At 41.7% G+C, this 24,391-nt stretch carries 27 protein-coding genes and 1 other RNA gene; 23 read left to right on the plus strand and 5 right to left on the minus strand.

Annotated elements, in window-relative coordinates:
• Window positions 1–202: 202 nt before the first annotated feature.
• The 10 genes from FRE64_RS15820 (at window position 203) to FRE64_RS15860 (ending at window position 10,623) form a co-directional block, all read left to right on the plus strand.
• Entirely contained in the window at window positions 203–1,831 is a 1,629-nt protein-coding gene (locus tag FRE64_RS15820) for an AAA family ATPase (protein ID WP_146297110.1), read from the plus strand.
• 31 nt (window positions 1,832–1,862) lie between these two features.
• Window positions 1,863–2,237: a DUF1257 domain-containing protein gene (locus FRE64_RS15825; protein WP_146297111.1), complete on the plus strand. Its 375-nt coding sequence runs from the start codon at window positions 1,863–1,865 to the stop codon at window positions 2,235–2,237.
• A gap of 76 nt (window positions 2,238–2,313) precedes the next feature.
• Entirely contained in the window at window positions 2,314–3,420 is a 1,107-nt protein-coding gene (locus tag FRE64_RS15830) for a HEAT repeat domain-containing protein (RefSeq protein WP_146297112.1), read from the plus strand.
• Between the two features lie 177 nt (window positions 3,421–3,597).
• The gene (locus tag FRE64_RS15835; protein ID WP_146297113.1) at window positions 3,598–5,535 is read left to right on the plus strand and encodes a HEAT repeat domain-containing protein; all 1,938 of its coding nucleotides are present in this window, start codon (window positions 3,598–3,600) and stop codon (window positions 5,533–5,535) included.
• A gap of 135 nt (window positions 5,536–5,670) precedes the next feature.
• A complete protein-coding gene (locus FRE64_RS15840; RefSeq protein ID WP_146297114.1) occupies window positions 5,671–6,918 on the plus strand; it encodes a HEAT repeat domain-containing protein in 1,248 nt (415 codons plus the stop codon).
• A 133-nt stretch (window positions 6,919–7,051) separates the two neighbouring features.
• Window positions 7,052–7,339: a hypothetical protein gene (locus tag FRE64_RS15845; RefSeq protein WP_146297115.1), complete on the plus strand. Its 288-nt coding sequence runs from the start codon at window positions 7,052–7,054 to the stop codon at window positions 7,337–7,339.
• A 146-nt stretch (window positions 7,340–7,485) separates the two neighbouring features.
• Complete coding sequence (locus FRE64_RS15850; protein WP_146297116.1) at window positions 7,486–7,716, plus strand: hypothetical protein; 231 nt, start codon at window positions 7,486–7,488, stop codon at window positions 7,714–7,716.
• Entirely contained in the window at window positions 7,713–8,147 is a 435-nt protein-coding gene (locus FRE64_RS15855; protein ID WP_146297117.1) for a type II toxin-antitoxin system VapC family toxin, read from the plus strand. The genes FRE64_RS15850 and FRE64_RS15855 overlap by 4 nt, the downstream gene beginning before the upstream one ends.
• 99 nt (window positions 8,148–8,246) lie before the next feature.
• Entirely contained in the window at window positions 8,247–8,402 is a 156-nt protein-coding gene (locus FRE64_RS17600) for a hypothetical protein (protein ID WP_186708881.1), read from the plus strand.
• A gap of 541 nt (window positions 8,403–8,943) precedes the next feature.
• Complete coding sequence (locus FRE64_RS15860; protein WP_146297118.1) at window positions 8,944–10,623, plus strand: GH3 auxin-responsive promoter family protein; 1,680 nt, start codon at window positions 8,944–8,946, stop codon at window positions 10,621–10,623.
• 1 nt (window position 10,624) lies between these two features.
• On the opposite strand, the gene thrC is transcribed toward FRE64_RS15860, so the two are convergent.
• Window positions 10,625–11,821 carry a threonine synthase gene (thrC, locus tag FRE64_RS15865; RefSeq protein ID WP_146297119.1) on the minus strand — a complete coding sequence of 399 codons (1,197 nt, stop codon included), beginning with the start codon at window positions 11,819–11,821 and terminating at the stop codon, window positions 10,625–10,627.
• Between the two features lie 338 nt (window positions 11,822–12,159).
• On the opposite strand from thrC, the gene FRE64_RS15870 reads away from it, so the two are divergent.
• The 4 genes from FRE64_RS15870 to FRE64_RS15885 all read left to right on the plus strand — a co-directional run bounded on the left by FRE64_RS15870 (window position 12,160) and on the right by FRE64_RS15885 (window position 15,340).
• On the plus strand, window positions 12,160–12,639 hold the full coding sequence (locus FRE64_RS15870) for a sterol desaturase family protein (RefSeq protein WP_146297120.1): 480 nt from the start codon (window positions 12,160–12,162) through the stop codon (window positions 12,637–12,639).
• 87 nt (window positions 12,640–12,726) lie between these two features.
• Window positions 12,727–13,047 (plus strand): Mpo1-like protein, encoded by a 321-nt coding sequence (locus FRE64_RS15875; RefSeq protein WP_246140348.1) that lies wholly within the window; start codon window positions 12,727–12,729, stop codon window positions 13,045–13,047.
• A 41-nt stretch (window positions 13,048–13,088) separates the two neighbouring features.
• Window positions 13,089–14,480, plus strand: coding sequence for an amidohydrolase family protein (locus FRE64_RS15880; RefSeq protein WP_146297121.1), 1,392 nt, complete (start codon window positions 13,089–13,091; stop codon window positions 14,478–14,480).
• 77 nt (window positions 14,481–14,557) lie between these two features.
• Complete coding sequence (locus FRE64_RS15885) at window positions 14,558–15,340, plus strand: alpha/beta hydrolase (protein WP_146297122.1); 783 nt, start codon at window positions 14,558–14,560, stop codon at window positions 15,338–15,340.
• A 112-nt stretch (window positions 15,341–15,452) separates the two neighbouring features.
• On the opposite strand, the gene ffs is transcribed toward FRE64_RS15885, so the two are convergent.
• Both ffs and FRE64_RS15895 read right to left on the minus strand, forming a co-directional pair.
• An RNA gene (ffs, locus tag FRE64_RS15890) (signal recognition particle sRNA small type) lies at window positions 15,453–15,549 on the minus strand.
• Window positions 15,550–15,584: 35 nt separating this feature from the next.
• Window positions 15,585–15,851 carry a YciI family protein gene (locus tag FRE64_RS15895; protein WP_146297123.1) on the minus strand — a complete coding sequence of 89 codons (267 nt, stop codon included), beginning with the start codon at window positions 15,849–15,851 and terminating at the stop codon, window positions 15,585–15,587.
• Window positions 15,852–15,910: 59 nt separating this feature from the next.
• On the opposite strand from FRE64_RS15895, the gene FRE64_RS15900 reads away from it, so the two are divergent.
• Window positions 15,911–16,468 (plus strand): 2'-5' RNA ligase family protein, encoded by a 558-nt coding sequence (locus FRE64_RS15900; protein WP_146297124.1) that lies wholly within the window; start codon window positions 15,911–15,913, stop codon window positions 16,466–16,468.
• Here FRE64_RS15900 and FRE64_RS15905 read toward each other — a convergent pair.
• The gene (locus FRE64_RS15905) at window positions 16,458–16,682 is read right to left on the minus strand and encodes a lipopolysaccharide assembly protein LapA domain-containing protein (RefSeq protein ID WP_146297125.1); all 225 of its coding nucleotides are present in this window, start codon (window positions 16,680–16,682) and stop codon (window positions 16,458–16,460) included. The genes FRE64_RS15900 and FRE64_RS15905 overlap by 11 nt on opposite strands.
• A 106-nt stretch (window positions 16,683–16,788) precedes the next feature.
• Here FRE64_RS15905 and FRE64_RS15910 point away from each other — a divergent pair, with 106 nt between their 5' ends.
• The 8 genes from FRE64_RS15910 (at window position 16,789) to FRE64_RS15945 (ending at window position 23,841) form a co-directional block, all read left to right on the plus strand.
• A complete protein-coding gene (locus tag FRE64_RS15910) occupies window positions 16,789–17,343 on the plus strand; it encodes an Npun_F5560 family protein (RefSeq protein WP_146297126.1) in 555 nt (184 codons plus the stop codon).
• The gene (locus FRE64_RS15915; RefSeq protein ID WP_146297127.1) at window positions 17,336–18,043 is read left to right on the plus strand and encodes a hypothetical protein; all 708 of its coding nucleotides are present in this window, start codon (window positions 17,336–17,338) and stop codon (window positions 18,041–18,043) included. Before FRE64_RS15910 ends, FRE64_RS15915 begins: the two co-directional genes overlap by 8 nt.
• 156 nt (window positions 18,044–18,199) lie before the next feature.
• Complete coding sequence (locus FRE64_RS15920) at window positions 18,200–19,504, plus strand: ABC transporter substrate-binding protein (RefSeq protein ID WP_146297128.1); 1,305 nt, start codon at window positions 18,200–18,202, stop codon at window positions 19,502–19,504.
• A 7-nt stretch (window positions 19,505–19,511) separates the two neighbouring features.
• Complete coding sequence (locus FRE64_RS15925) at window positions 19,512–20,420, plus strand: carbohydrate ABC transporter permease (RefSeq protein ID WP_146297129.1); 909 nt, start codon at window positions 19,512–19,514, stop codon at window positions 20,418–20,420.
• Window positions 20,421–20,423: 3 nt separating this feature from the next.
• Entirely contained in the window at window positions 20,424–21,311 is an 888-nt protein-coding gene (locus tag FRE64_RS15930; protein ID WP_146297130.1) for a carbohydrate ABC transporter permease, read from the plus strand.
• A gap of 18 nt (window positions 21,312–21,329) precedes the next feature.
• Complete coding sequence (locus FRE64_RS15935) at window positions 21,330–22,409, plus strand: ABC transporter ATP-binding protein (protein WP_146297131.1); 1,080 nt, start codon at window positions 21,330–21,332, stop codon at window positions 22,407–22,409.
• 400 nt (window positions 22,410–22,809) lie between these two features.
• On the plus strand, window positions 22,810–23,079 hold the full coding sequence (locus FRE64_RS15940) for a hypothetical protein (protein ID WP_146297132.1): 270 nt from the start codon (window positions 22,810–22,812) through the stop codon (window positions 23,077–23,079).
• A gap of 243 nt (window positions 23,080–23,322) precedes the next feature.
• On the plus strand, window positions 23,323–23,841 hold the full coding sequence (locus FRE64_RS15945; RefSeq protein ID WP_146297133.1) for a Uma2 family endonuclease: 519 nt from the start codon (window positions 23,323–23,325) through the stop codon (window positions 23,839–23,841).
• Here the strand turns inward: FRE64_RS15945 and FRE64_RS18380 are convergent.
• Window positions 23,813–24,388: an IS630 family transposase gene (locus tag FRE64_RS18380; protein WP_390622272.1), complete on the minus strand. Its 576-nt coding sequence runs from the start codon at window positions 24,386–24,388 to the stop codon at window positions 23,813–23,815. The genes FRE64_RS15945 and FRE64_RS18380 overlap by 29 nt on opposite strands.
• Between the last annotated feature and the right edge of the window lie 3 nt (window positions 24,389–24,391).

The following is a 24,391-nucleotide window of genomic DNA, read 5'->3' on the forward strand; positions in this document are numbered from 1 at the left end:
TTGGTAGTTTATCTCTATTTTATAGCTTTTCACGCTCATGAGGTTTTTGTCCTTCGTCCTTTGTAAACCAATGACTCCTGTATCCCTCAACCGTAGTAGGAAACGCTATATTAAACTCCTTAATTGATTTAAATCTTAAGTGAAGTGGTCATTTTTCCCAAAAAATAATGTTAGCCTAATATTTAACGATTGGAGAATGTTCATGACTGCTCGACCTACTTCTAAAGACGCTGTCCTTAGTCCTCAACACCCCCATCAAGAGACGATCGCGCAATTAGATTTAATGCTAAGATCGCGCTATCCTTTAATTTATCTCGTCGCCACTGAAGAAGAACCAATCGAAGAAGTTCTTGAACAAGTCTCCCACAATAGTCAACCTCAACGCCAAGTTATATATTGGGATATTGTCCGAGGTTGGAGCGATAATCATAAAGATAAAGCATCAATCATCGGTGCTTTAAGTCGCGTTCATACCACGAAAGAGGATCAAGGAACACTTTTTGTTTTCCGTGATTTACATGGCATCCTTAAAAATCCTGAAGCTGATAAAAATGCCCCCATTATTCGGGAATTAAAAAATCTCACCCGTGAATTAAAAACCAGCCGTAAGACGATCCTTTTGCTTTCTCATCGCCTAGAAATTCCCCCTGAATTATCTGAAGAAATAACAGTTCTAGATTTTCCCCTTCCTAATCTAAAAGAGATTGATTACTTGGTTTCGCAATTAGTTACTCCTGATAAATTGAAACTAGAAGGACTGGGAAAAGAACAATTTCTCAAAGCCTGTCAGGGGTTAAGTCGTGCTAAAATTAGGCGAGTTTTAGCAAAGGCTCTCGCTGCTAAACAGGAAATCAATGAAACAGATATTGATGTTGTTTTAGAAGAGAAACGACAAACCATTCGACAAACAGGAATTTTGGAATTTTCCCCTGCACCAGATTCCTTAAAAAGTGTTGGCGGCTTAGAAAATCTCAAAGAATGGGTGAGGATGCGAAAAGATGCCTTTAGCGATGAAGCCAAACGCTATGGTATTCCCACCCCAAAAGGGCTGCTATTAGTCGGCATCCAAGGAACAGGAAAATCCCTATCTGCCAAAACCATAGCCCATGAATGGCGAGTTCCCTTATTACGCTTAGATACAGGGCGATTATTTGGCGGAATTGTCGGGGAAAGTGAGAGTCGAGTGCGACAAATGATTCAGTTAGCAGAAGCTATGTCGCCGTGCATTCTCTGGATAGATGAAATTGATAAGGCTTTTGGCAGTATTAGCAGTGGGGTAAGTGGAGATTCAGGAACATCAGAACGAGTTTTTGGCTCGTTAATTACTTGGATGCAGGAGAAAACGCAGCCTGTTTTTATTGTCGCCACGGCTAACAATGTGCAAGTGTTACCGGCAGAATTATTAAGAAAAGGACGATTTGATGAAACTTTCTTTATCAATCTTCCTACAGAGAAGGAACGCAAAGCCATCTTTCGGGTACATTTACAACAAATTAGAGGCTCGCGCTTACAAGAATTTAATTTGGATTTACTGGCTCAATCTTCAGAAAATTTTAGTGGTGCAGAGATTCAGCAAGCGATTATTGATGCCATGCACCTTGCTTTTGGAGATGGAGAAAGTGGCAAACGGCGAGATTTTACGACAGAAGATATTTTAGCTGCCTTAGAAGAAACAGTTCCCTTAAGCGCGATCGCGCATCAACAAATTGAAGCCTTGAAAAAATGGGCAGCGGAAGCAGGGGCAAGAACTGCTTCTAAAGATGATGACTTATTACAAGAATTACGGAATTATCAATCTTCAACAGGGATTAATCCCATTCAAGTTGATTAGTTTTTTAACAACCAAATAAGGAGGAAAAATCATGTCACACTTTAGTACCATCAAAATTCAAATTAAAAATGGAGACATTCTCCAACAAATTTTAACCGAACTTGGCTATCAAGTCGAAACCAATGCTCAAGTCAGAGGTTATCAAGGGAATCGAACCAACGCTGACTATGTAATTCGGCAAAACAATGGCTATGATTTAGGCTTTCGTAACAATCAAGGAAATTATGAATTAGTCGCTGATTTTTGGGGAGCAAGCATTAATGAGAAAGAGTTTTTAAATCAAATTAACCAAAAGTATGCTCATCGGACTTTAATGGAAACAGTGGAGGAAGAAGGATTTGATGTAGAAGAGGAAGAAGTTTTAGAAGATGGAACAGTCAAGGTAGTTGTGGGGAAATGGGTTTAAATAATCATAATAATTCATCACTGCTATCTAATGATTAATCCAGAAAAATGAGAGGAAAATCTAGAAGAGATAAACCATGACTGAAAATAAGAAACCGAAAGAAACTGATGCGGTTTTAGGCGGGCAAACTACGCCAAAACGAGGGGCTGTCCTTGGTGGTATTGAAGGATTAAAACAACGCTTAAAAAATTCCAATCAACAAGAGCGTGTTATCGCCCTCCAACAAGCCGTTCAATATGGTGATGAGGGATTAAAGCTCGTTGCAGGAGCGACATTTGGGGATAAGTGCGAGTTGGCAAAAGCTGATCAGACTCCCCCTGAAATTCTGGCATTGCTTGATCAAGATCCGATTTTTAGATTAAAAAAACGCTCGGAAGATTCTAATTGGAATGTACGCTCTAAAGTCGCCTCTAACCCCAACACTCCCCCTGAAATTCTCCAACAACTGGCTCGGGATGAAAATACTAATGTACGCTCTAAAGTCGCCTCTAACCCCAATACTCCCCCTGAAAATCTCCAACAACTGGCTCAGGATGAAGATACTAATGTACGCCAAAAAGTAGCTTCTAACCCCAACACTCCCTCTGAAGCTCTTCAACAACTGGCTCGGGATAAAGATTGGGTGGTACGCTCTGGAGTAGCTTCTAACCCCAACACTCCCCTAGAACTCCTCCAACAACTGGCTCAGGATAAAGATTCGATCGTACGCAAAGAAGTCGCCTCTAACCCCAACCCTTCCCCTAAAGCTCTCCAACAACTGGCTCGGGATAAGTATTGCGGGGTACGCCAAAAAGTAGCTTCTAATCCCAACACTCCCCTAGAACTCCTCCAACAACTGGCTCGGGATGAAGATGGGTGGGTAGTACGCAAACAAGTCGCTTCCCAACCCAAGACTTCCCCTGAAATTCTCCAACAACTGGCTCAGGATGAAGATGAGAGGGTACGCGCAAGAGTCGCCTCTAACCCCAACACTCCCCTAGAACTCCTCCAACAACTGGCTCGGGATGAATATGGGTGGGTACGCGAAGAAGTCACCTCTAACCCCAATACTCCCCTAGAACTCCTCCAACAACTGGCTCGGGATGAACATGAATGGGTACGCAAAGAAGTCGCCTCTAACCCCAATACTCCCCTAGAACTCCTCCAACAACTGGCTCGGGATGAATATGGGGGGGGGACATAGCGCAACTAATAAATCTATAAAAAAGAGGAATTTAAATTCTATCTTTCATTTTCTCCCCTTTTAGCGATGTATTCTTTGAACACGGTCACCTACAGCGCGCGCTACTGGTTCTTGGTCTTAACTTTTTCCTAAACCGTTTACAATGTCCCCAATCCTATATTGAATTTAACTCTAGCCATGACTGAAAACAAAAAACCCAAAGAAACCGATGCTGTTTTAGGCGGGCAAACAACTGCGCCAAAACGAGGGGCTGTTCTTGGTGGCATTGAAGGATTAAAACAACGCTTGGAAAATTCCGATCCACAAGAGCGTGTTATTGCCCTCCAAAAAGCGGTTCAATATGGTGAGGAGGGATTAAAGCTCGTTGCAGAAGCAACGTTTGGGGATAAGTTGGAGTTGGAACAAGCTGATCAGACTCCCCCTGAAATTCTCGCATTACTTGATCAAGATCCTGTTTTTAGATTAAAAAAACGCTCGGAAAATTCTAATTGGAAGGTACGCAATGAAGTAGCTTCTAACCCCAACACTCCCCTTGAAATTCTCCAACAACTGGCTCAAGATCAAGATATGGAGCTACGCGGAGAAGTAGCTTCTCACCGCAATACTCCCCCTGAAATTCTCCAACAACTGGCTCAAGATGAAGGGGTGGTGGTACGTCGAGAAGTAGCTTCTCACCGCAATACTCCCCCTGAAATTCTCCAACAACTGGCTCAAGATGAAGGGGTGGTGGTACGTCGAGAAGTAGCCTTTAACCCCAACACTCCCCCTGAAATTCTCCGACAACTGGCTCGGGATGAAGATTGGGATGTACGCAAAGGAATAGCCTCTAACCCCAACACTCCCCTAGAATTCCTCCAACAACTGGCTCAGTCTAGAAATGGTGATGATGTACGCCAACGCGATGTAGTCGCCTCTAACCCCAACACTCCCCCTGAAGTTCTCCAACAACTGGCTCGGGATGAAGAGCTGGTGCGCTCTAGAGTCGCCCAAAACCCCAACACTCCCCTAGAACTCCTCCAACAACTGGCTCGGGATGAAAGTAAGGGGATACGCCGAGGAGTCGCTTCTAACCCCAACACTCCCCCTGAAACTCTCCAACAACTGGCTCGGGATGAACATAAGGATGTACGCAGAGAAGTCGCATCTAACCCCAACTTTCCCCTAGAACTCCTTCAACAACTGGCTCGGGATGAAGATGTATCACTACGCATTGGAGTCGCCTTAAACCCCAATACTCCCCTAGAACTCCTTCAACAACTGGCTCGGGATGAACATTATGGGGTACGCTCTGAAGTCGCCTTAAACCCCAATACTCCCCTAGAACTCCTCCAACAACTGGCTCGGGATGAACATTATGGGGTACGCTCTGAAGTCGCATCTAACCCCAACACTCCCCTAGGACTTCTCCAACAACTGGCTCGGGATGAAGATAAGGATGTACGCGAAGGAGTCGCCTCTAACCCCAACACTCCCCCTGAAACTCTCCAACAACTGGATCAGGATCAGGATCCGAGTGTACGCACAAAAGTCGCCTCTAACCCCAACACTCCCCTAGAACTCTTACAACAACTGGCTCGGGATGAAGATGTATTGGTACGCTATGAACTAGCCTCTAACCCCAACATTCCCCCAGAACTCCTCCAACAACTGCTTAAGGAGATCATATTAAAACCTCTATATGATGAAGTACCTTCTCACTGTAATACTCCTCCTGAAGTCCTTCAACAACTGGCTCGGGATAAACATGGGAAGGTACGCTATAAAGTAGCCTCTCACCGTAATACTCTCCCTGAAATTCTCCAACAACTGGCTCGGGATGAAGATAGGCTGGTACGCTCTGGAGTCGCCTCTAACCCCAACCTTTCCCTAGAACTTCTTCAACAACTGGCTCGGGATGAAGATTGGAGCGTACGCAAAGGAGTCGCCTCTAACCCCAACACTCCCCCTGAAGTTCTCCAAGAACTGGCTCGGGATGAAGATCATAGGGTACGCTTTTGGGTACCCTTTAACCGCCAAACTCCCCCAGAACTCCTCCAACTACTGGCTCGGGATGAACATGAATGGGTACGCAGGGAAGCTAATAATTCTCTAAGAAAAAGAGGATTTCAACTCTAGCTTTCATTTTCTCTACTTTTAGCGATGTGTTCTTTGAACACGGTCACCTACAGCGCGCGCTACTGGTTCTTGGTCTTAACTTTTTCCTAAACCGTTTAAAATGTCCCCATTTCTATATTGAATTAAACTCTAGCCATGACTGAAAACAAGAAACCGAAAGAAACTGATGCCGTTTTAGGCGGGCAAACTACGCCAAAACGAGGGGCTGTCCTTGGTGGTATTGAAGGATTAAAACAACGCTTAAAAAATTCCAATCAACAAGAGCGTGTTATTGCCCTCCAACAAGCGGTTCAGTATGGTCAGGAGGGATTAAAGGTCGTAGCAGAAGCGACGTTTGTGGAGAAGTTGGAGTTGGTAAAAGCTGATCAGACTCCCCCTGAAATTCTTCAACAACTGGCTCAGGATGAATATTGGCTGGTACGCTCTGGAGTCGGATCTAACCCCAACACTCCCCTAGAACTTCTCCAACAACTGGCTCGGGATAAAAATAGCGATGTACGCAAAAAAGTTGGCTCTAACCCTAACACTTCTCTAGAACTCCTCCAACAACTGGCTCGGGATAAAGATGAGAGGGTAAGTCGAGTAGCTATTGAATCTCTAGTTAAAGTCGGCTCTAACCCCAATCTTCCCCTAGAACTCCTACAACAACTGGCTCGGGATAAAGATGAGAGGGTAAGTCGAGTAGCTATTGAATCTCTAGTTAAAGTCGGCTCTAACCCCAACCTTCCCCTAGAACTCCTACAACAACTGGCTCGGGATGGAAATGGGTGGGTACACTCTAGAGTCGCCAAAAACCCCAATACTCCCCTAGAACTCCTCCAACAACTGGCGCAGGATGAAGATTGTGGGGTACGCCTAGGAGTAGCTTCTAACCCCAACACTCCTCCTGAAATTCTCCAACAACTGACTCAGGATGAAGATTTTAGGGTACGCATTAACGTAGGCTCTAACCCCAACACTTCCCCTGAAATTCTCCAAATACTGGCTCGGGATGAAGATGGGAGGGTACGCTCTGAAGTCGCCTCTAACCCCAATACTTCCTCTGAGATTCTCCGACTACTCGCTCGGGATAACAATGTACGCGATAAAGTTGCCTCTAACCCCAATACTTCCTCTGAGATTCTCCAACAACTGGCTCGGGATAAATATTTTTCGGTACGCTGGAAAGTCGCCTCTAACCCCAATACTCCCATAGAAATTCTCCAACAACTGGCTCGGGATGAAATTTTGTGGGTACGCCAAGAAGTAGCTTTTAACCCCAATACTTCCCCTAAAATCCTCCGAAAACTGGCTCGGGATGAATATTGGGAGGTACGCGATGTTGCTAATAAATCTATAAAAAAGAGGAATTTAAATTCTATCTTTCATTTTCTCCCCTTTTAGCGATGTGTTCTTTGAACACGGTCACCTACAGCGCGATCGCGCTTTACAATATTTGTAGGATAGTACATAGTAATACATCATGCTACTGATGCCCCAACAAATTTCAGAAGATGCGCTTAATGAGGGGAAATAAATGGCAACAGACACTGATTTTGCTCAAATACTCGAAAGGTTGGAAGGGCGTTTTGACTCTTTGGAAGGACGTTTTGACTCTTTGGAATCAAAATTCGATACCCAAAACGAAAAATTACAATCCATAGACTCGCGATTAGCAAGAGTGGAGGAAAAAACGAATAACCTTTCTGATCAGTTCAACAGGCAAGAGGGAAGAGTCTGGAATTTGTTAGTAACTCTCAGTGTTGCCCTGATTACTGGTTTACTGGGATTGATTGGAAAACTGCTTTTGTTTCCCACAGCTTGAGCGCGATCGCGCTGAAATTAACCGCTTTGCCGTTTTGTGTGCCCCTCAACTGTATGACCAGTTACCAGTTACAAAGAAGAAATAAAATAGAGAATAATGAAAGAAAAAGGCTATGATAGGGCAGAGAGAGTACAGAGAATTAAACGATGATTCCTTTATTAGAGAAAGCAATTAATCAGTTAAAGCAGCTACCTAAAACAGAACAAACGAGAATAGCTTCCTTAATTCTTGACAACTTAAATGCAAATAAAAATACTACAACGATTAAAGATAGTGATTATAAATTATCAGAAGTTTTGCTACTCCCCGAACTTGAAGAAGGAGAAGAGGAAATTTTTACTAGAAATCAAGACACAGGACGAAACATTACTCTATGAACTATTTGCTTGATACCTGTGTTCTATCTGAATATGTTAAAAAGCAACCGAACACAGTAGTAATTAATTGGTTAGATCAGCAAAGAGAAGAACATTTACTGATTAGTATTTTATCAATTGGAGAACTGAAAAAAGGTATAATTAAACTTGAAAAATCTCAACCTGTCCGATCTCAACGTCTTTGGGAATGGGTCGAGAGAATCGGAGTTCGATTTGAAGGAAGAATTTTAACAATTAATCAAAGTGTAATTGATCGGTGGGCAAGATTATGTGGAGAATTAGAAGCTAAGGGAACAAAATTAGCTGTTATGGACAGTTTAATTGCAGCAACCGCCTTAGTTTATGATTTAGCAGTTGTTACTCGTAATGTTAACGATTTTAGCGCAACAACTGTTAAAATTTTTAATCCTTGGAAACTCAAAAATAAATGATAAAAGCCTTATCTGATCAGTTCAACAAGCAAGAGGGAAGAGTCTGGAATTTGTTGGTAACTCTCAGTGTTGCCCTGATTACTGGTTTACTGGGATTGATTGGAAAACTGCTTTTGTTTCCCACAGCTTGAGCGCGATCTCTCTCTGCGACTTGCCAAAGATATTCAAAGCGTTTCATTAATTAAATCTTCTCATCATCAGCGCGATCGCGCTAAATATTTACCGTTTATCTGTGTGGAATATTTAAATCCATAATTAAAGAGGTCGGGGATTGTAGCCCAACCTTTATTTATCTTTCGTCCTTTATAAACCAATGACATAAAGAGATATTAGAAGTTTTTGCAAGATTTTTGCCCAATTGGTTGTTTGAGCGTAACATTCAATAGCGTTGAGGGAATCAATAATCTGATTAAACTAAGAATGCTGATTTGATAAATTTTAAACCGTTTCATCATAATCTCCTTCAACTGAATACATCTATCTTGGTGAGGCTGTTACTCTGTAGATAGGAAAAAACCCTTTATGCAGGGTTCTATAAATAAGTTTTAAGGGACTAATTTTAACCAAACCGATGAATTACCGCGATCGCGCTTTACCTTGACAATTCTACCCCGAGAATGAAACAGCCCTGCCTTAGTAAAGGGGGGCGAAGGGGGGATCTACTGTAACCTGATTTTTTGAAAATGGTATAAGCTACGGCTAAGACTGAAGAGGGGTATCATGAACTTGCTTTTAATAAATCACATCAGTTACGATCGCGTTGGTTAACCTTGATCAAAATTCAGATATTATACTTGTGGCTAACTTACCCTTTCAAATTCTAACCACCCTTGGTCACCGCGCTAAAAATGAATTAATTGAGCAAACGAAACACCCCTTAGCGACACAAGAAAAATACTTAAAAACCTTACTCCAGCATCATCAAAAAACAGAGTTAGGTCGTCATTACCATTTAGAAGAAATAAAAACCATTGACCAGTTTCGATCGCGCATTCCCATTCTTCCCTATAGTGCCTATGATCCCTATACGCAACGCATTGCCCAAGGCGAGAAAAATGTTCTCACTCCTGATCCCGTTATTTATATCAATATAACCAGTGGTTCAACGGGAAAACAAAAGAAAATTCCCGTTACTCAACGCTTTCAAAACTCTCTTGGGAAAGCTAATTTAGCTAGTATGGGCTTTCTAGATACGGCGCTACGCCAGCGTGGTAAAAAGCTAGAAAAATTATTAGTCACTAATCCTGCTTTAATCAGAGGCTATACGGAAGGTGGCCTCAAATACGGCCCAGCAGGCCCAGGGGTTTTACACACCCGAAAATGGCTTTACGAATGGCTATTTGCTCATCCTTTTACTACTTTACAAGTAGCAGACAGCTTCACTCGCACCTATTTATGCTTGCTTTTCTCTTTACGAAATGAGGAGTTAGGGGGATTAATTGCCAACTTCCCCATGTTAATTCTTCGGATTTGCCACTATTTAGAAAAGTATGCTGAATCCTTTATTCAAGATTTAGAACGAGGAACCCTTCCCAAGGATTTAGATCTGGATTCTAAAATGCGATCGCGCTTGAATCGCCGTTTTTCTGCCAGTCCAAAACGGGCGCGAGAATTACGGGAAATTCTAAATACAGAAGGAAGATTGACCCCACCTCTGGCTTGGAAAAATTTGGCTTATATTACTACAGCCAGAGGCGGAACTTCCGATTTTTATTTGCAACATTTCTCTGATTATGATCTCGATCATCTTCCAGTATTTGGGGGTGCTTTTGCCAGTGCTGAAGGAACTTTTAGCGTTTATACGGATGTTAATAATGATGCAAGTGCCTTAGCTGTGAATACTGGTTTTTTTGAATTTATCCCCGAGTCAGAATGGGATCAAGAAAACCCTCAGACTCTCTTAGCAACAGAAGTTAAACCCGGAGAACGCTATCGGATTTTAGTCAGCAATTATAGTGGCTTCTATCGCTACGACATTGGGGATGTGGTGGAAATTGGTGACTTTTTTGAGCAAAGCCCAACCCTAATTTTCCGCCATCGTCGCGGGGGAATCCTTTCTTCTACTAGTGAAAAGACTACGGAAGCTCATGTTATCGCCGTGCTACGATCGCTGCAAGAAGAATGGGGAATGACAATCCATGATTTCTTTGTCACCCTTTCGGAAAAGGAATTTCCTCCTCATTATCTTCTGAATATTGAATTACCGCCTGAAAGTAAATTGGAAGAGAGTTCTCATTTTCTACGTCGGTTTGATGAACTCTTAAAAGAAACCAACCCTCATTATGCCCTCAAACGAGAAGGAGAAGTGCCTCCTCCCCGCTTGCGAATCCTTGCTCCGGGGAGTTTTGACATTGTCCGAGAAAGACTCATTGATCGCGGAGTGCCAGATTCTCAAATGAAACTTCCTCATATTAGTGAAGATCGTCAACTGTTTAAGGGATTAACTGTTCAACAAGAGATTACGTTAGAAACTTAATTTAAGTCACTGTTGTAATATCTTTTTCTCGTCCTGAACAATTAATGACGACGGTTTCTTCAGGGGAAATAATCCCTTTTTCAGCTAGCTTCACGACTCCCATAAAAGTCACGGCGGTTGCTGGTTCTACTAAAAGACCTTCGCTTGTCGCTAATTGTTGCACCATTGCCCAGGCTTCGGCATCGGTTACTGTGGCACAGTTGCCACCATGAGTATCGAGATGTTGTTTAAGGAGATGATAGGCAATGCCCGGATTGCCAGTGGCTAAAGTCGCGATCGCGGTTTCTGGGGAATTGACAACGGAAACGTTTTGTTCTCCACCATGAAAACTATTAGCAATGGGGGCACATCCAGCAGACTGAACCAAGCCTAATGCAGGAATTTTATCCACTAACCCCAGGGCTTTTAATTCCTTAAATCCTTTTGCCACTCCTACCGGCCCCATGCCACCACTCACGCCCTGTATATACCAATCTGGTGAACACCAACCCAACTGTTCAGCAATTTCAAAGCCCATGGTTTTCATACTTTCCACCCCAGCAAAGGTTTTAATGCCTTGATCGAGGAAAATCCCCTGATTCTTAGCAAATTGGGCTGCCATTGCTTTTGCTTGATCATAAGTGCCCTCTACTGCCATCACTTTTGCCCCATATAAACTGGCTTCTTTAATTTTGGTAGGGGAAACCCCTTGGGGAAAAAACGCATAAACCTGAATCCCAGCCCTGGCAGCATAAGCAGAATACGCGATCGCGACATTCCCCGTTGAGGCTAACACCAGATCATTAATTCCTTGTTCTTTTAGAAAGGAAATCGCCACAGTTGCTTGTCGATCCTTAAAAGTAGCAGTTGGGCCCTGTCGTTCATCCTTGAGATAAACATTAGACAGCCCAATTTTGCTTCCAAAACGTTTTAAGGGAATTAAAGGAGTCCATCCTTCCCCAAACGTAACCGCCATGTCCCAATTTACTAGAGGGAGTAATTCCCAATAGCGCCATAAACTCCCCGGACGTTGTAAAAGCTGATTTTTCCAATTTAGAAAGTGATCGCTACCCAAATCATAATGAACATTGAGTAAGTATTGATTACAATTAGGGTTAGGACATTGGCTATTCACTTTTACTGTAGAAAATTGAGTTAACTTCTCTTTCGGTACAGAATAACCACAACCATCACACCGAAGACTAAAACGATTCCACATTACCTACCTACTATTTAGAGAACTTTCCTCATTATTTTGCCACCTTCCCTCTTTTGTGAGTATTATTTCTGCAATATTCAGGCACTTTATTTTTTCAAAGGGAAGGGATACTCCTTTATTAGAACATCCATTCGTAAAATTCAACCTTAACCTCATCAACTAGTATGGTGAGATATCCTTTAATGCTTAATTCCGTGGAAATTGAGGAAAACTTAAAGAAAATCTTTATAAAATTAACGGCTAAAACCTCTAAAACTTGCTTAAAAATTCACGTTTTTTCCGCTAGAATGGGAAGTTGACAATCCTAGACAAGATTTCAAACAAATTCAATAATATACATGGTTGCTCTAATTTTCTTCATTAGTGCCTTTATTCTCGCTAGCTTAGTGGAATATTGGATACACCGATTGATGCACTCTTCCGAAAAGTTAGGAGAACGTCACCGAGATCATCATCGCCGTAATGAAGGGCAGGGCGTACTTTGGGAATTTTTAGATTATCTCAAAGGCACTCTAGTGATCATGCTAATTCCCTTTTTCTTTTCTTTGGAAGCTGGAATCGGTTGGATGCTAGGGGGAATAGCGTATGCTGCTTTTTCTGCTTATGCCCATCAACTGCAACATGATAACCCCAGACGATGCTTCTGGATGAAAATGCCTGTCCATTATGTTCATCACAAGTATGGAATGTGGTATCACAATTTTGGTTTAGGGGTTGATTGGTGGGATCATGTGTTTGGCACTTATAAATTAGTGGATTGGGTGACAGAAGAGGAACTGTCTCAGCAGGCAGGATATTTTACTCTCAAATGGTGGTAAATGAGTTAGACTGTCAGAGCTAGAAAAGCTGAAATTCCCCATCCCTATCCACTGGCTCAAGTTTCACAAATTATTAATAAAAGGAGGATGAGATTGACTTACTTCCAACAAGCAAAAGAATCTTTTATTGCCGGTCATCAACATCCAATAAATCAAGCCTTACACCACATGGCTAATTTGCTAGTATTTATTGGAATTGGTTTATTATTTGTTGATTGGCGATTGACATTAATCTGTGGGATTTTAACCCAAATTTTTGCTATTGGGGGACACATCTTATTTGAAAAGAACGAACCAGCTTTTAAGCAATACCCAGGCATTGTCATTTTAGTTTCCATTAGTTGGTCATTAGGAAATTGGTTTGGCTTACGACAGTTATTTCAACAAACCAAACAACAGTCCAATTAATCTAAAATATTGCACATCGTTAATACGAGGAGTTTGAGTGAATGTATAACGGTTTATTAGTTATTGATGCGGATGCCCATAAGTTAGAAAATCCGCTCATTATGCGCGATTATTTAGAAGCTGAATATCGCGATCGGATCGGCTTAGTGGTGGATAGCTTAGGGGATCAACGGGCGCGAGTGGTGGATTGGAATCCACAAACCAAGGAAAATGATTTGGTGCGGATGTTTCCAAAACCCCAAGGTTTAGGGAAAGGAGGCTTTCGGACGCTTCACCCTGAAACAACCTTAGGGGCGATGTTTAATAAAATTCGTCTCGAACACATGGATCAGGAAGGGATTGATATTCATGCTATTTATGGATCACTCAATCTCATTTTTTCTAGCATTCTTGATAAAGACCTAGCTATTGCCCTATGTAAGGCTTACAATAACTACATGGCCGATGATTGTAAGGGGTATAATAATCGCTTACAACCCATTGGGGTGATTTCCTTACAAGATGTGGATGAAGCGGTGAAAGAAATGTACCGTTGTGTCAACGAATTGGGGATGATCTCGGTGGCAGTTGCGCCGAATCTCCCCATTCCTCATCCCAAAGCCCCGGATGCTTTCCCTGAGGTTCGCACTTGTAAGGCAATTTCTCACCCTGATTTCCGTCCTATTTTACAAGCAGCAGTTGATCTCGATATTGGGCTAGGCATTCATGGCGGTCCCGGTTCTGATATGGTCGGTGGCATTGCCGATCACATGGAAACCTTTATTCTCCACCATATTTTTGTCCAACGGAATCAGCAGCAGTTGGCGTTAGCACGGATGGTGTTTGATGGGGCATTTGAAGAGTTCCCTAATCTTCGTGTTGGCTTCTTAGAAGGGGGATGTGGTTGGATTCCTGATCTTGCCCATGCGTTTCATGAACACTGGGAAAAACGGATTCGCGACTTTGATCCCAAAAATCCCTATCGCCCCTCTTTAATGGATTTTACCAAGTTAATGGTTCAAGAACGTGGTGGTGAGAATAACGTGAATATTATCTCCCAGGCGCGAAACTTGTTTGATCTGTTGTGGAACAAGCAGACTGATCCCAGCAAAATTGAGGATGACAGTCTCTATGAACATTATCACTTGCGCGATCGCGATCCCCTGGATTATTTCAAACGGGGACAGATTTTTGCCTCCTTTGAATCTGATGATCCCGGCCCCTCCTATCTTCCCCAAGCTATGGGCGAAATGGGTAAACAGATTGCTTGCTTCTCAGGAGATTATGGTCACTGGGATGGCGTATTAAAAGACTGTGTTAGCGACGCTGCCAACATTGCTGACTATGATCGCGATTACCTAGGACGATTACTAGGCGGTAACGCCTTAAAATTCTATGGTCAACGTTTGCGGAACGTAATTCCCGAAAATCTTGCAGTTGCCGCCACCTACTAAGAGTAATTCCAAATTTCCCCCGACTAACGCTTTAAGTGTAGTGGGGGATTTCTATTAATTTTTAAGATAGGAGAATCATGGAAATCAAATATTGCCAACATCCTGATGGCACTCAAATCGCTTATCGTCATCATCCTGCCTCCTCTGAACAAAATCATCAGCCAGGACTCTTATTTCTCCCTGGGTATGGTTCAGATATGGAGGGAACCAAGGCGACTACAATCTTTTCTTGGGCAAAGCAACAAGGGGTTCAAGCAACTTTAATGGATTATGGGGGGCATGGTAACTCTAGCGGTGAATTTCGGGAAGGAACATTAGGTCAATGGACAAATCATGCCCGTTATATCTTGGAAACAATCACCTCAGGGCCACAAATTTTGATCGGTTCTTCCATGGGAGGCTGGATCATGATGTTGTTGGCACTACAATATCCACAACGGATTTCTGGTTTAATGGGGATTGCCACTGCCATTGACTTTATCTCGGAGTTGGTTCTACCGAATCTGAGTGAGCAGCAAAAGGAAGCGTTAAAAGTCAAAGGCGAAACAATCCTCGATTATAGTGGTTTACCGCTAACCCAGCGTTATGTGGAGGAAGCAGTGAGTCATAATCTCTTGAAAAATAAACATCTCCATGACCTTACTTGTCCTGTCACTTTAATTCATGGCTTGCAGGATAGTGTCATTCCTTGGCGGTGGAGTTGTCAGTTGCAACAAGAATTAGGGAGTGATGAGGTGACGCTGGTTGTAATCAAACAGGGAAATCATCGACTTTCTGACCCGCAAAGCCTTGATCTTCTCGTGGATAATTTAGCAAGACTTTGGAAAAGGGCTAGCACTCCTTTTCCTGATTCCCTGTAATTCTAGAACAAGGGAAGGACTACCGAGAGTTTTTCTAATGTGGTGAATTTGTGGTGAATTGTCCGACTTATCTCGGTAACAATCAGAAATTAACTCGTAGGGAAACAAAAAAGAAGATCCGGAAGATGCGCCTATCGTAAGCATCCCTTATTGCTGCTACCTTCCGGTCCTGACAAGGTTCGGGCGTTACGATCGCGCAACTCCAGATCAACTCTATACTAACATAAATGAGGAGAAAACGCGATTACTCCACCACAATTCGCCACTCATGGAGTTCATAACTGACACAACCATTTTTTACAAGGGGATCATTCTCGACAATAGTTTGAGCCTCTTCTAGACTCGCGGCTTCAAATAAAAGCATCCCTCCCCCATAATCTCCCCAATAACCACTACGAGCAGAATACCCTTTGCTAATTAAGTCTTTCACATAGGCAACATGATCAGGAACATATTGATCAAAGGTCGGTTTATCAACAATTCCTTTTTCAATTTTTACAAATAACGGCATTTTAAAAATCAATCATTATTTAAGATGGAAAACTAAGCAAGAAAAAAGGCAATGAGACTGTGAGTAATAAACAACTGTGCTTTATTGCACTCCTTCCTCCTCCTATAGTTCAAGCAGAAGCCAATGCGATTAAAGATCATTTTGCAACTGCTTATGAAAGTTCCCATGCCAAAAATTCTCCTCCCCATATTACCCTACAACCCCCATTTAAATGGAATAAAAACGAGCTGAGCCACCTTAAAACGACTCTCAGGGATTTTTCCCATTGCCAACCTGCTATTCCTGTTACTTTATCAGGTTTTGGCGCTTTTCCTCCTCGTGTCATTTATATTCATGTTGAGAAAACCCCAGAACTTTTAAAAATTCAAAGCTCTTTGTTAGTCTATTTAGAGCAACAGCTGGGGTTAGTTGATTCCATCGCCCAATCTCGACCATTTGTTCCTCATATGACAGTTGCCTTTCGAGACTTAAGTAAAGCCAACTTTCATCAAGCATGGCAATTTTATAAGCAGCAACCATTTGAGTACCAATTTACTGTGAATGAATTAACTCTCCTTCTGCACAATGGTAAATTTTGGGAGATAGAAGAAACCTTTTCCTTTTCCCCTAATATTTAGAACTCTTAACGGGAAATAGAGCAGGAAGAATAGCCCCCAAAACCAAGCCCACGCTGAAACTAAAGACTAAAAGAACCCCAAACGGAATTTGTACAGAGCGATAAATTAAAAATTGCACCGAGATTGCGCTAATATTTTGGATAGAAATAACTGATATGATTACCATGCCAATAGCAATGATTAAAAAAGCAGTAATGATTGCGAGTCTTTTCATAATTTTCCCTAAGCTGACTGAATTGCTAAATTAAATGCTAAATTAGCTTATATAACATTGTTTGCTTTCTGTAAGATGTTGAAAACAAGTTTTCCAAGAAATCATTGTGAGTCAGGCTGAACCTTCCGATTTAGAAAACCTCCAAGCTGAAGTTACCCGCCTTAAAGAAGAACTTACATTGCGAGATCAACTTGTCGAGCAGCTCTCGCAAGAACTATTTAGGCTTTTCAAGGATAACTCTAACTTCGCTGTCTCTAACCAAGACACAGAACAGTCTTTATCGCAAATTGATCGATTAAAAGCACAAATTGCTGAAATTGATGAACAAGTTCAATTTTATCAAAAGCAAATTGAGACTCGTAATGCTGAAATTGAGCAACTACAAACTAAGGTCAAAACCCTCACTGAAAGGAATAAAAACTTAGAACAAATGCTTGAAGAGTTACCCCAAGTCTATCGCCAAAAGTTTACTCAGCGAATGCAACCTATTAAAGACAAAGTTGAAAGCCTACAACAGGAGAACCAGCAACTACAGGCAAAATTACAAGCTCTAACCTATCGCTTAGCGGTGAGAAACCGCTCTCATAACGATAATCAAGTTGATTTACCTGATTTCCAGCAAACTGACTCTAGCCAATTTTCTAATCGTGGGAATGTATAAAGTTTTAGTAATTATCAACGCACAACAAGTTTCCCATCAAGGGACTGTTCTTTCTACCTCTCCGGCTACTCAACGAATGATCAGCACTTTCAAAGATGCAATTACCCATGAAAGTGAGGAAGAAAATATTATTAAAGTGGTTGCCTCGCATCAACTCTTACCTGAGAGTAATTGGTATCAGCCAAGTGATGCCAGTTGGCTTTATTGCCCTTTAACGATTGAGTTACCTCCTCAGTTTGACTTCCCTGCAGCAAAATTATTTCAAGCCTGTCGGGATATTAAAGGCACTCGACAATGGGTGAAAAAAAATTTTAATACTTTAACTGGTAACCAAATCAATAAAAATTGGCATGGCAATTATTGGCTACCGATTATATATACAGCCAAGGGGCCCATGTATGGAGAAGTAATTGGCGAAGGGGAACTTCCAAATTCTTACCAGCAACCGATTGATTTTCCCGACCAAATCCGAAAACCCCTTTATTATTTAGGGTATGAATTATTAGAAGCACTGCAAGCTCAACCGAGTGTCTATTTACTACAATTTGGCTTACAAGAAGAGGAATTAGTCTTTGACCGTATTTGGCCATTTCCTGCTGCTCCTGCCCTAGCTAGTGTCGGGATACAAGAACCAAATCTCTATATTTGTCATTGGCAGTGTTTAACTAAACAGCCAATTCGTGATCTTGTAATTGCTTAGTAGTAGAGGTTTACCACAACAATTTACAATTTTTAACGTCTGCTTTCAAAATTGGGAATTATTAAATTAATATAAAGAGCATGATGATTTACTGTATTGAGTAGTATCAGCATTTGTTACTAGTAGTAGCCAATGTTGGATTACCAGTAAACAGAAATGAATAAAATCAAAGACTTGCTCTTAAATTTTTTCCCTCTAGCTATGGGGAAAAGGCTGAAATCTGCAATTATCTTCTTGGCAATAGTTATCTCCATTCCTTTGCTTATTGTTGCCGTACGCAGTCAACAGCCCGTGACCATTGATGTTTTAGTCTGGGCGGTAGAAAGTGAGCAAATGGAAGATATTGTTGCTGATTTTAATGAAGATAATCCTGATATTAATATCAATGTGATTGAAGGGCCCAACGAAACCGACCAAGTGGAAGACCTATACACCGCCTCTTTCTTATTAGGAGATTCTCCCTATGACTTGGTTTATATGGATATTGTTTGGACTCCTAAATTTGCCGCCGCAGGTTGGTTAAAAGACCTCTCAGAATATGTGTCAGAGGAAGAATTAGATGAGTTTTTAGAGGGAGATGTCAATGGCGGGATGTATCAAGGAAAACTCTATCGGATGCCTTTTCGCACTGATGCGGGAATGCTTTATTACCGTAGCGACTTGCTAGAAGAAGCTGGCTATGATCCTCCAGAGACATTTTCTGATTTAATGGAAATTTCTCAATCTCTACAAGCAGAAGAAAAAGCCCCTTGGGGTTATACCTGGCAAGGGCGACAGTATGAAGGGATTTCTGCCATGTTTGTGGAGGTTTTAGCTGGGTTTGATGCCTTTTGGATTGACCCTGACACCCTAGAAGTGGGACTTGATGAACCCAATGCTATTGAAGCAGCCCAGTTTCTAAAAAGCACTATTGAAGAAGGGGTGTCTCCGCCAGGGGTTACGACTTATGAAGAAGAAGATACTCGCCGTCTATTTGAGAATGGAGAAACAGTTTTCCTCAGAAATTGGCCCTATGTTTATGGGTTAGCAGCTGATTCAGACATTGCTGGTAAATTTGATATTCAACCGATGGTAAGTACCCCAGAAGGGCGCAGTGGTGCTTGTCAAGGTGGTTGGGGCTTTGGCATTGCTGAGAGTACCAATCATCCTGATGAAGCCTGGGAAGTGATTGAATACTTTACGAAAGCGGAAACACAAAAACGCTATGCCCTAGAAGAGGGACAAACTCCCACTCGACGGGAGTTATTTGAGGATCCTGAATTAGTGGAAGAATATGAGTATCTTCCTGAGTTACTAGAAGTTTTACAGAATGCAGTGTTACGTCCCGCGATCGCGCAATATCCTCAAGCCTCTGATATTTTACAGCGTTATCTCAGTGCCGCTATTTCTGGAACCATGACCCCTGAACGGGCAATGAATGCAGCCGCTAGAGAAACCCGTAGGTTATTAGAACGTTCTTAGGTAAGCTATGAAAACTAAATCAATTCGACAGCAAGAACAACTGACTGGTTGGTTAATTTCCTTACCAGCTATCGTTTTAATCCTTTTAGTCTTTGCTTATCCCATTGGACAGGCTTTTTGGTTAAGTCTTTTCGCAGAAAACTTAGGAACGCAACTAGAACCAGTTTTTAATGGCTTAGACAACTATGCCCGAATGTTTGGCGATGGGCGGTTCTGGAATAGTATTGGCAATACCAGCATCTTTACCGTTATTTCTCTATTTTTTGAACTGGTATTGGGTATCTTAGTCGCCCTGGTTTTAGATCAACAATTTCGGGGTCGTGGCATTGTGCGAACTATTGGCATTCTCCCTTGGGCGTTACCCACTGCCGTAATGGGACTGGCTTGGGAATGGATTTTTAATGACCAATATGGGGTGGCTAATGACATTTTACGCGCGATCGGGGTTGGGGACTACGAGGTGAACTGGTTAGGAGAACCGGGGCTTGCTATGGTCGCCTTAATTGTTGCCGATGTTTGGAAAACCACTCCTTTTATCGCCGTCATTGTCCTGGCAGGATTACAAGCCATTTCCCAAGATTTATATGAAGCTCATTCGATTGATGGGGCAAACCCATTTCAGAACTTTTTTAAGATTACCTTACCCTTAATTACTCCCCAAATTATTATTGCCTTACTCTTCCGTTTTGCTGAAGCCTTTGGCATTTTTGAGTTAGTGTTTGTGATGACAGGTGGGGGACCAGCTGGTTCTACAGAAATGGTTTCTATTTATATTTATCAAACCGTGATGCGCTATCTTGACTTTGGCTATGGGGCATCGTTAATTGTTGTTACCTTTTTAATTTTATTAATCGTCGTTGCCCTCGTCGGTTGGCTACTTTCACGGATGCAAGTTAATGTAACAGGAGAACAATAACTTATGGCAGTTGCACAATCAGAAAAGACAGTTCAAACCTCCTCCTCCAAACCGAAACTTCCTAAGAGAAATATTGCCTTAGGTATCGGCATTATCTTTGTCGTAATCTTTTGTTTAGCCCCAGCAATGTGGCAGCTTTTAACCTCTTTTAAGGTCAATGAGGCAATTACCAGTATTCCGAATGTTTACTTACCCAGTCCTGACCAGCTTACCTTTGAACATTACACCAACTTATTTGAACGTCGTCCCTTTGCTCGTTATATTTTTAATAGTTTCTTTGTTGCTGCCATCTCTACTTTAGTCGCACTTGCCACTGGCGCACCAGCCGCTTATGCCTTGGCTCGCCTGAAGATTCCAGGACAACGACTTATTATTTTACTGACCATTATTGTTACGTTATTTCCCTATATTTTACTCTTTCTTGGACTCTTTGAAGTGGTTCGCGCATTAGGGTTAGGAAATAACTATCTGGCTCTGATTATTCCGTATGCTGGGAGAAACTTACCCCTAACCATTTTAGTTTTAAGAAGTTTCTTCCAACAGTTACCAAAAGAATTAGAAGATTCTGCGAAAGTTGATGGTTATAATACAGTACAAACCTTAATGCGAATTGTTTTACCCATGACGGTTCCTGCTTTAGTCACGACAGGAATTCTCGCCTTTATTTTTGCGTGGAATGAGTTTATTTTTGCCCTAACTTTTATTAGTCGTGATGCTATGAAAACAATTCCAGTGGGAACAGCAGAAATTGGTGGCACAGCTATCTTTGAAATTCCTTATGGACCCATTGCGGCGGCGACCGTTGCTGGGACAATTCCCTTAGTTTTATTAGTGCTATTCTTCCAGCGTCGGATTGTTCAAGGCTTAACCGCAGGCGCAGTTAAAGGATAAATTTTTGGAGAAATTATTATGGCAAAACTACAACTCAAAAATCTTCGCAAAGAATACAACCCAAAAACCGTTCCCATTCAAGACTTATCGGTAGATGTGGAAGATGGTGAATTTTTAACCTTTGTTGGCCCCTCTGGCTGTGGCAAATCAACCACTTTACGGATGATTGCTGGCTTAGAAGAACCGACAAAAGGCAATGTCATTATTAATGGTCAGTCTGTGAATAATGTGCCGCCGGGGGAACGTAATGTTGCCATGGTGTTTCAAAGTTATGCCCTTTATCCTCACATGACTGTTGCTGACAATATTGCCTCGCCGCTAAAAATTCGGAAAACCCCTAGTGGCGAAATTCAAAAACGGATTAATGAGGTGGTGCAAAAGCTAGACTTAGAACAAAGCCTTCTCGACCGTAAACCCGGACAACTTTCAGGGGGACAACGGCAGCGCGTGGCTGTAGCAAGGGCTTTAGTGCGAGAACCTGAGGTCTTTTTATTAGATGAACCCCTTTCTAACTTAGATGCTTTATTACGGGAACAAGTCAGGTCACAACTGAAACAAATTTTTAAGTCGCAGAATAAGCCCGTGGTTTATGTGACTCATGACCAAACCGAAGCCATGACGCTTTCAACGCGCATCGCGTTACTCAATGATGGGGTGTTACAACAACTAGATACCCCTCACCAAATTTATAACTACCCTGCAAATACCTTTGTTGCTGGCTTTATTGGCAGTCCGCAAATGAACCTGATGACCTTAAATTGTCAGGAAAAACAAGCCATGTTAGGAGAGTTTGGGATTAATCTTCCGCCTTTAGAAAATATCCCCTCACAGATTATGCTGGGCATCCGTCCTGAAGATGTCCGTTTAGCGACAGAAGGGGATCAGCAAGTGGTAAAAGGAAAAGTGATCCTAGTAGAAGACTTAGGAAAAGAACAACTTTTAACCGTTGCTGTCGAGGGGTCAGAAGATAAGGAACTGCGAAGTTTAGTTCCTGCGGATCAAACTTGGGATAGTGACCAAGTGGCGTTAGCCCTTCCTCCCGATTCTCTCCATTGGTTTGATGTAAATAGTGGTCAACGTTTGAACCATTCTCTCTGAATTACATAATAAACTTGATCATGGGCATTATCGCCATTAAATCCCAGTTCTCGCTGACTTTCAAGATTTTCCGAGGAACGAGTGCAGAATGTCCACAATGCCACTGCCACTAAAGCCAACAGGGCAGGGAATTAATCCCAATTCTGACAACGATGGTTACAGTTAACCTTCAAGATTGATAACTGATCATTAGTTATTAGGGGATAAAGGAACAACCACAGCGGTATATCCCTAGTTCGGTTTTCACGAATTGTTCTCTCTTGTCAAGCTATAGTCACCAAAATTTACAATTTGTTACACTAATTAAAGAAAAGCAAACTTAACTTTTAGTTAGACCAAGTAATCATTTCCAGAAAATGCTTACTTTCTTCTCTGCAAATCTAATCTGAATTACTGATTTATGTTTCCAAATCTTTTAAATGCCACTCAAGAATATTGGCGTAAACTAGACGAATTAGAATCCGCTTATAAGCAAGATCAAATCTCACTGGAAGAAGTAGATCAGAGAGTGTCAGAATTAATGGCAGAACTTGCTCAAGAACGTCGTTCTACTTTCAATTATTTGAAATATAGATCACAAACCTGGCTAGCTGAACAGAAAAGTAATCTCATCGGTCTAAGCATCATCGTAGTTGCTATCTATAGTTGGCTCGTGATGAACGGGATTTAAAGGAAAAATCAGCTATCATCTCAAAGGGAAAGAGTGCGATCTCATTATCACGATAAAACTCTAAAGGGCGGGGTTTTACAATCGTGATTGATTGATTAATTGGAAGACAAACTTCAATGGCTGCTTGCGGTTTCCCTTGATTTATGTTTCCAGTGACTTTTGATAAATGGTATGATATCAGCCTAGGCAATGCTAGGATCGGGTTATCAAGCGCTCCTCAATGATTTAGATGACTGGTAACTAATGACTCCAATTATTTCCCCAATTCGCTGGACAATCCACGATTTAGACGCATTGCCTGAAAACGAGGGAATTCGTCGTGAAATTATTGCAGGAAAATTATTTGTAACTCGCGCCCCTCATTGGAAACATCAAGACATTATCGCTAACTTGACTACGGAACTGAAAATTTGGTCAAGAAGCCATTTTGGTAGAGTTTTTTCATCACCCGGTATCATCTCATCAGAAGAAGATAATGTCATCCCTGATTTAGTTTGGGTGAGTGAGAAACGATTAGCTGAAATCGAAGATGAAGCAGGACATTTTACAGGCTTTCCAGAATTAATTGTAGAAGTGCTTTCCGCAGGAGAAAAAAACATTTATCGGGATAAGCAAGCGAAGTTAAAACTCTATTCTCAAGGTAGGGTGCAAGAGTACTGGATTGTTGATCGATTTAGCAGGGAGTTAGAAATTTATCGTCTAGAAAATGGGCAGTTAAAGTTATATGAAATATCTAAATGTTTGCTACAGATAAAGCATTGAGAATAAAGTCCCATCCAGTGATCTGAGTAATCACTTGAGAACTTAATTTTGATAAGATTTTGGAAAGTCGCTTTCTTAAATCATCTAAATCGGGAAAGAATTCCCATTTCAAAGGTTTCTTAATTTCTTGCCATAATCGTTCAATGGGATTAACTTCTGGGGAATAAGGTGGTTGGAAAATTAAAATGACATTATCAGGAAGTTGTAACTCTAACCAAGTATGGCAACGACTGTTATCAACTTGTATTAAGTGTAAATCGTCAGGATATTCTTGAGCAAACCAGCTTAAATACTGCTCAAAGCAAAGACCATCAAGATGAGAAAATTCTCTGAAAAAATTCTCTCCCGTTCTCGGTTCCACTAAACCGTACAACCATAAATAATCAAACTTCCACTGTTTTTTTCCTGTCGGTTGAATTCCTTTACCTGTAATTTTTGTATCGTGAAGTGTGATTAACCCGATTCGAGATTCATCTTGGCACCAATATCTAATGTTTTGATATCGTTTAACCTTTTCTGAATTAGCTTCTAGTTGGGTTGTAACAATTTC

It is taken from the genome of Euhalothece natronophila Z-M001, assembly GCF_007904085.1.
In the GTDB taxonomy this organism is placed as follows: Bacteria; Cyanobacteriota; Cyanobacteriia; order Cyanobacteriales; family Rubidibacteraceae; genus Halothece; species Halothece natronophila.

Bases quoted from the DNA above. Each gene is read 5' to 3' on its own strand.
- FRE64_RS15820 (WP_146297110.1), top strand. From the start codon at position 203: ATGACTGCTCGACCTACTTCTAAAGACGCTGTCCTTAGTCCTCAACAC.
- FRE64_RS15825 (WP_146297111.1), top strand. From the start codon at position 1,863: ATGTCACACTTTAGTACCATCAAAATTCAAATTAAAAATGGAGACATT.
- FRE64_RS15830 (WP_146297112.1), top strand. From the start codon at position 2,314: ATGACTGAAAATAAGAAACCGAAAGAAACTGATGCGGTTTTAGGCGGG.
- FRE64_RS15835 (WP_146297113.1), top strand. From the start codon at position 3,598: ATGACTGAAAACAAAAAACCCAAAGAAACCGATGCTGTTTTAGGCGGG.
- FRE64_RS15840 (WP_146297114.1), top strand. From the start codon at position 5,671: ATGACTGAAAACAAGAAACCGAAAGAAACTGATGCCGTTTTAGGCGGG.
- FRE64_RS15845 (WP_146297115.1), top strand. From the start codon at position 7,052: ATGGCAACAGACACTGATTTTGCTCAAATACTCGAAAGGTTGGAAGGG.
- FRE64_RS15850 (WP_146297116.1), top strand. From the start codon at position 7,486: ATGATTCCTTTATTAGAGAAAGCAATTAATCAGTTAAAGCAGCTACCT.
- FRE64_RS15855 (WP_146297117.1), top strand. From the start codon at position 7,713: ATGAACTATTTGCTTGATACCTGTGTTCTATCTGAATATGTTAAAAAG.
- thrC (WP_146297119.1), bottom strand. From the start codon at position 11,821: ATGTGGAATCGTTTTAGTCTTCGGTGTGATGGTTGTGGTTATTCTGTA.
- FRE64_RS15870 (WP_146297120.1), top strand. From the start codon at position 12,160: ATGGTTGCTCTAATTTTCTTCATTAGTGCCTTTATTCTCGCTAGCTTA.
- FRE64_RS15875 (WP_246140348.1), top strand. From the start codon at position 12,727: ATGAGATTGACTTACTTCCAACAAGCAAAAGAATCTTTTATTGCCGGT.
- FRE64_RS15880 (WP_146297121.1), top strand. From the start codon at position 13,089: ATGTATAACGGTTTATTAGTTATTGATGCGGATGCCCATAAGTTAGAA.
- FRE64_RS15885 (WP_146297122.1), top strand. From the start codon at position 14,558: ATGGAAATCAAATATTGCCAACATCCTGATGGCACTCAAATCGCTTAT.
- FRE64_RS15895 (WP_146297123.1), bottom strand. From the start codon at position 15,851: ATGCCGTTATTTGTAAAAATTGAAAAAGGAATTGTTGATAAACCGACC.
- FRE64_RS15905 (WP_146297125.1), bottom strand. From the start codon at position 16,682: ATGAAAAGACTCGCAATCATTACTGCTTTTTTAATCATTGCTATTGGC.
- FRE64_RS15915 (WP_146297127.1), top strand. From the start codon at position 17,336: ATGTATAAAGTTTTAGTAATTATCAACGCACAACAAGTTTCCCATCAA.
- FRE64_RS15920 (WP_146297128.1), top strand. From the start codon at position 18,200: ATGAATAAAATCAAAGACTTGCTCTTAAATTTTTTCCCTCTAGCTATG.
- FRE64_RS15925 (WP_146297129.1), top strand. From the start codon at position 19,512: ATGAAAACTAAATCAATTCGACAGCAAGAACAACTGACTGGTTGGTTA.
- FRE64_RS15930 (WP_146297130.1), top strand. From the start codon at position 20,424: ATGGCAGTTGCACAATCAGAAAAGACAGTTCAAACCTCCTCCTCCAAA.
- FRE64_RS15935 (WP_146297131.1), top strand. From the start codon at position 21,330: ATGGCAAAACTACAACTCAAAAATCTTCGCAAAGAATACAACCCAAAA.
- FRE64_RS15940 (WP_146297132.1), top strand. From the start codon at position 22,810: ATGTTTCCAAATCTTTTAAATGCCACTCAAGAATATTGGCGTAAACTA.
- FRE64_RS15945 (WP_146297133.1), top strand. From the start codon at position 23,323: ATGACTCCAATTATTTCCCCAATTCGCTGGACAATCCACGATTTAGAC.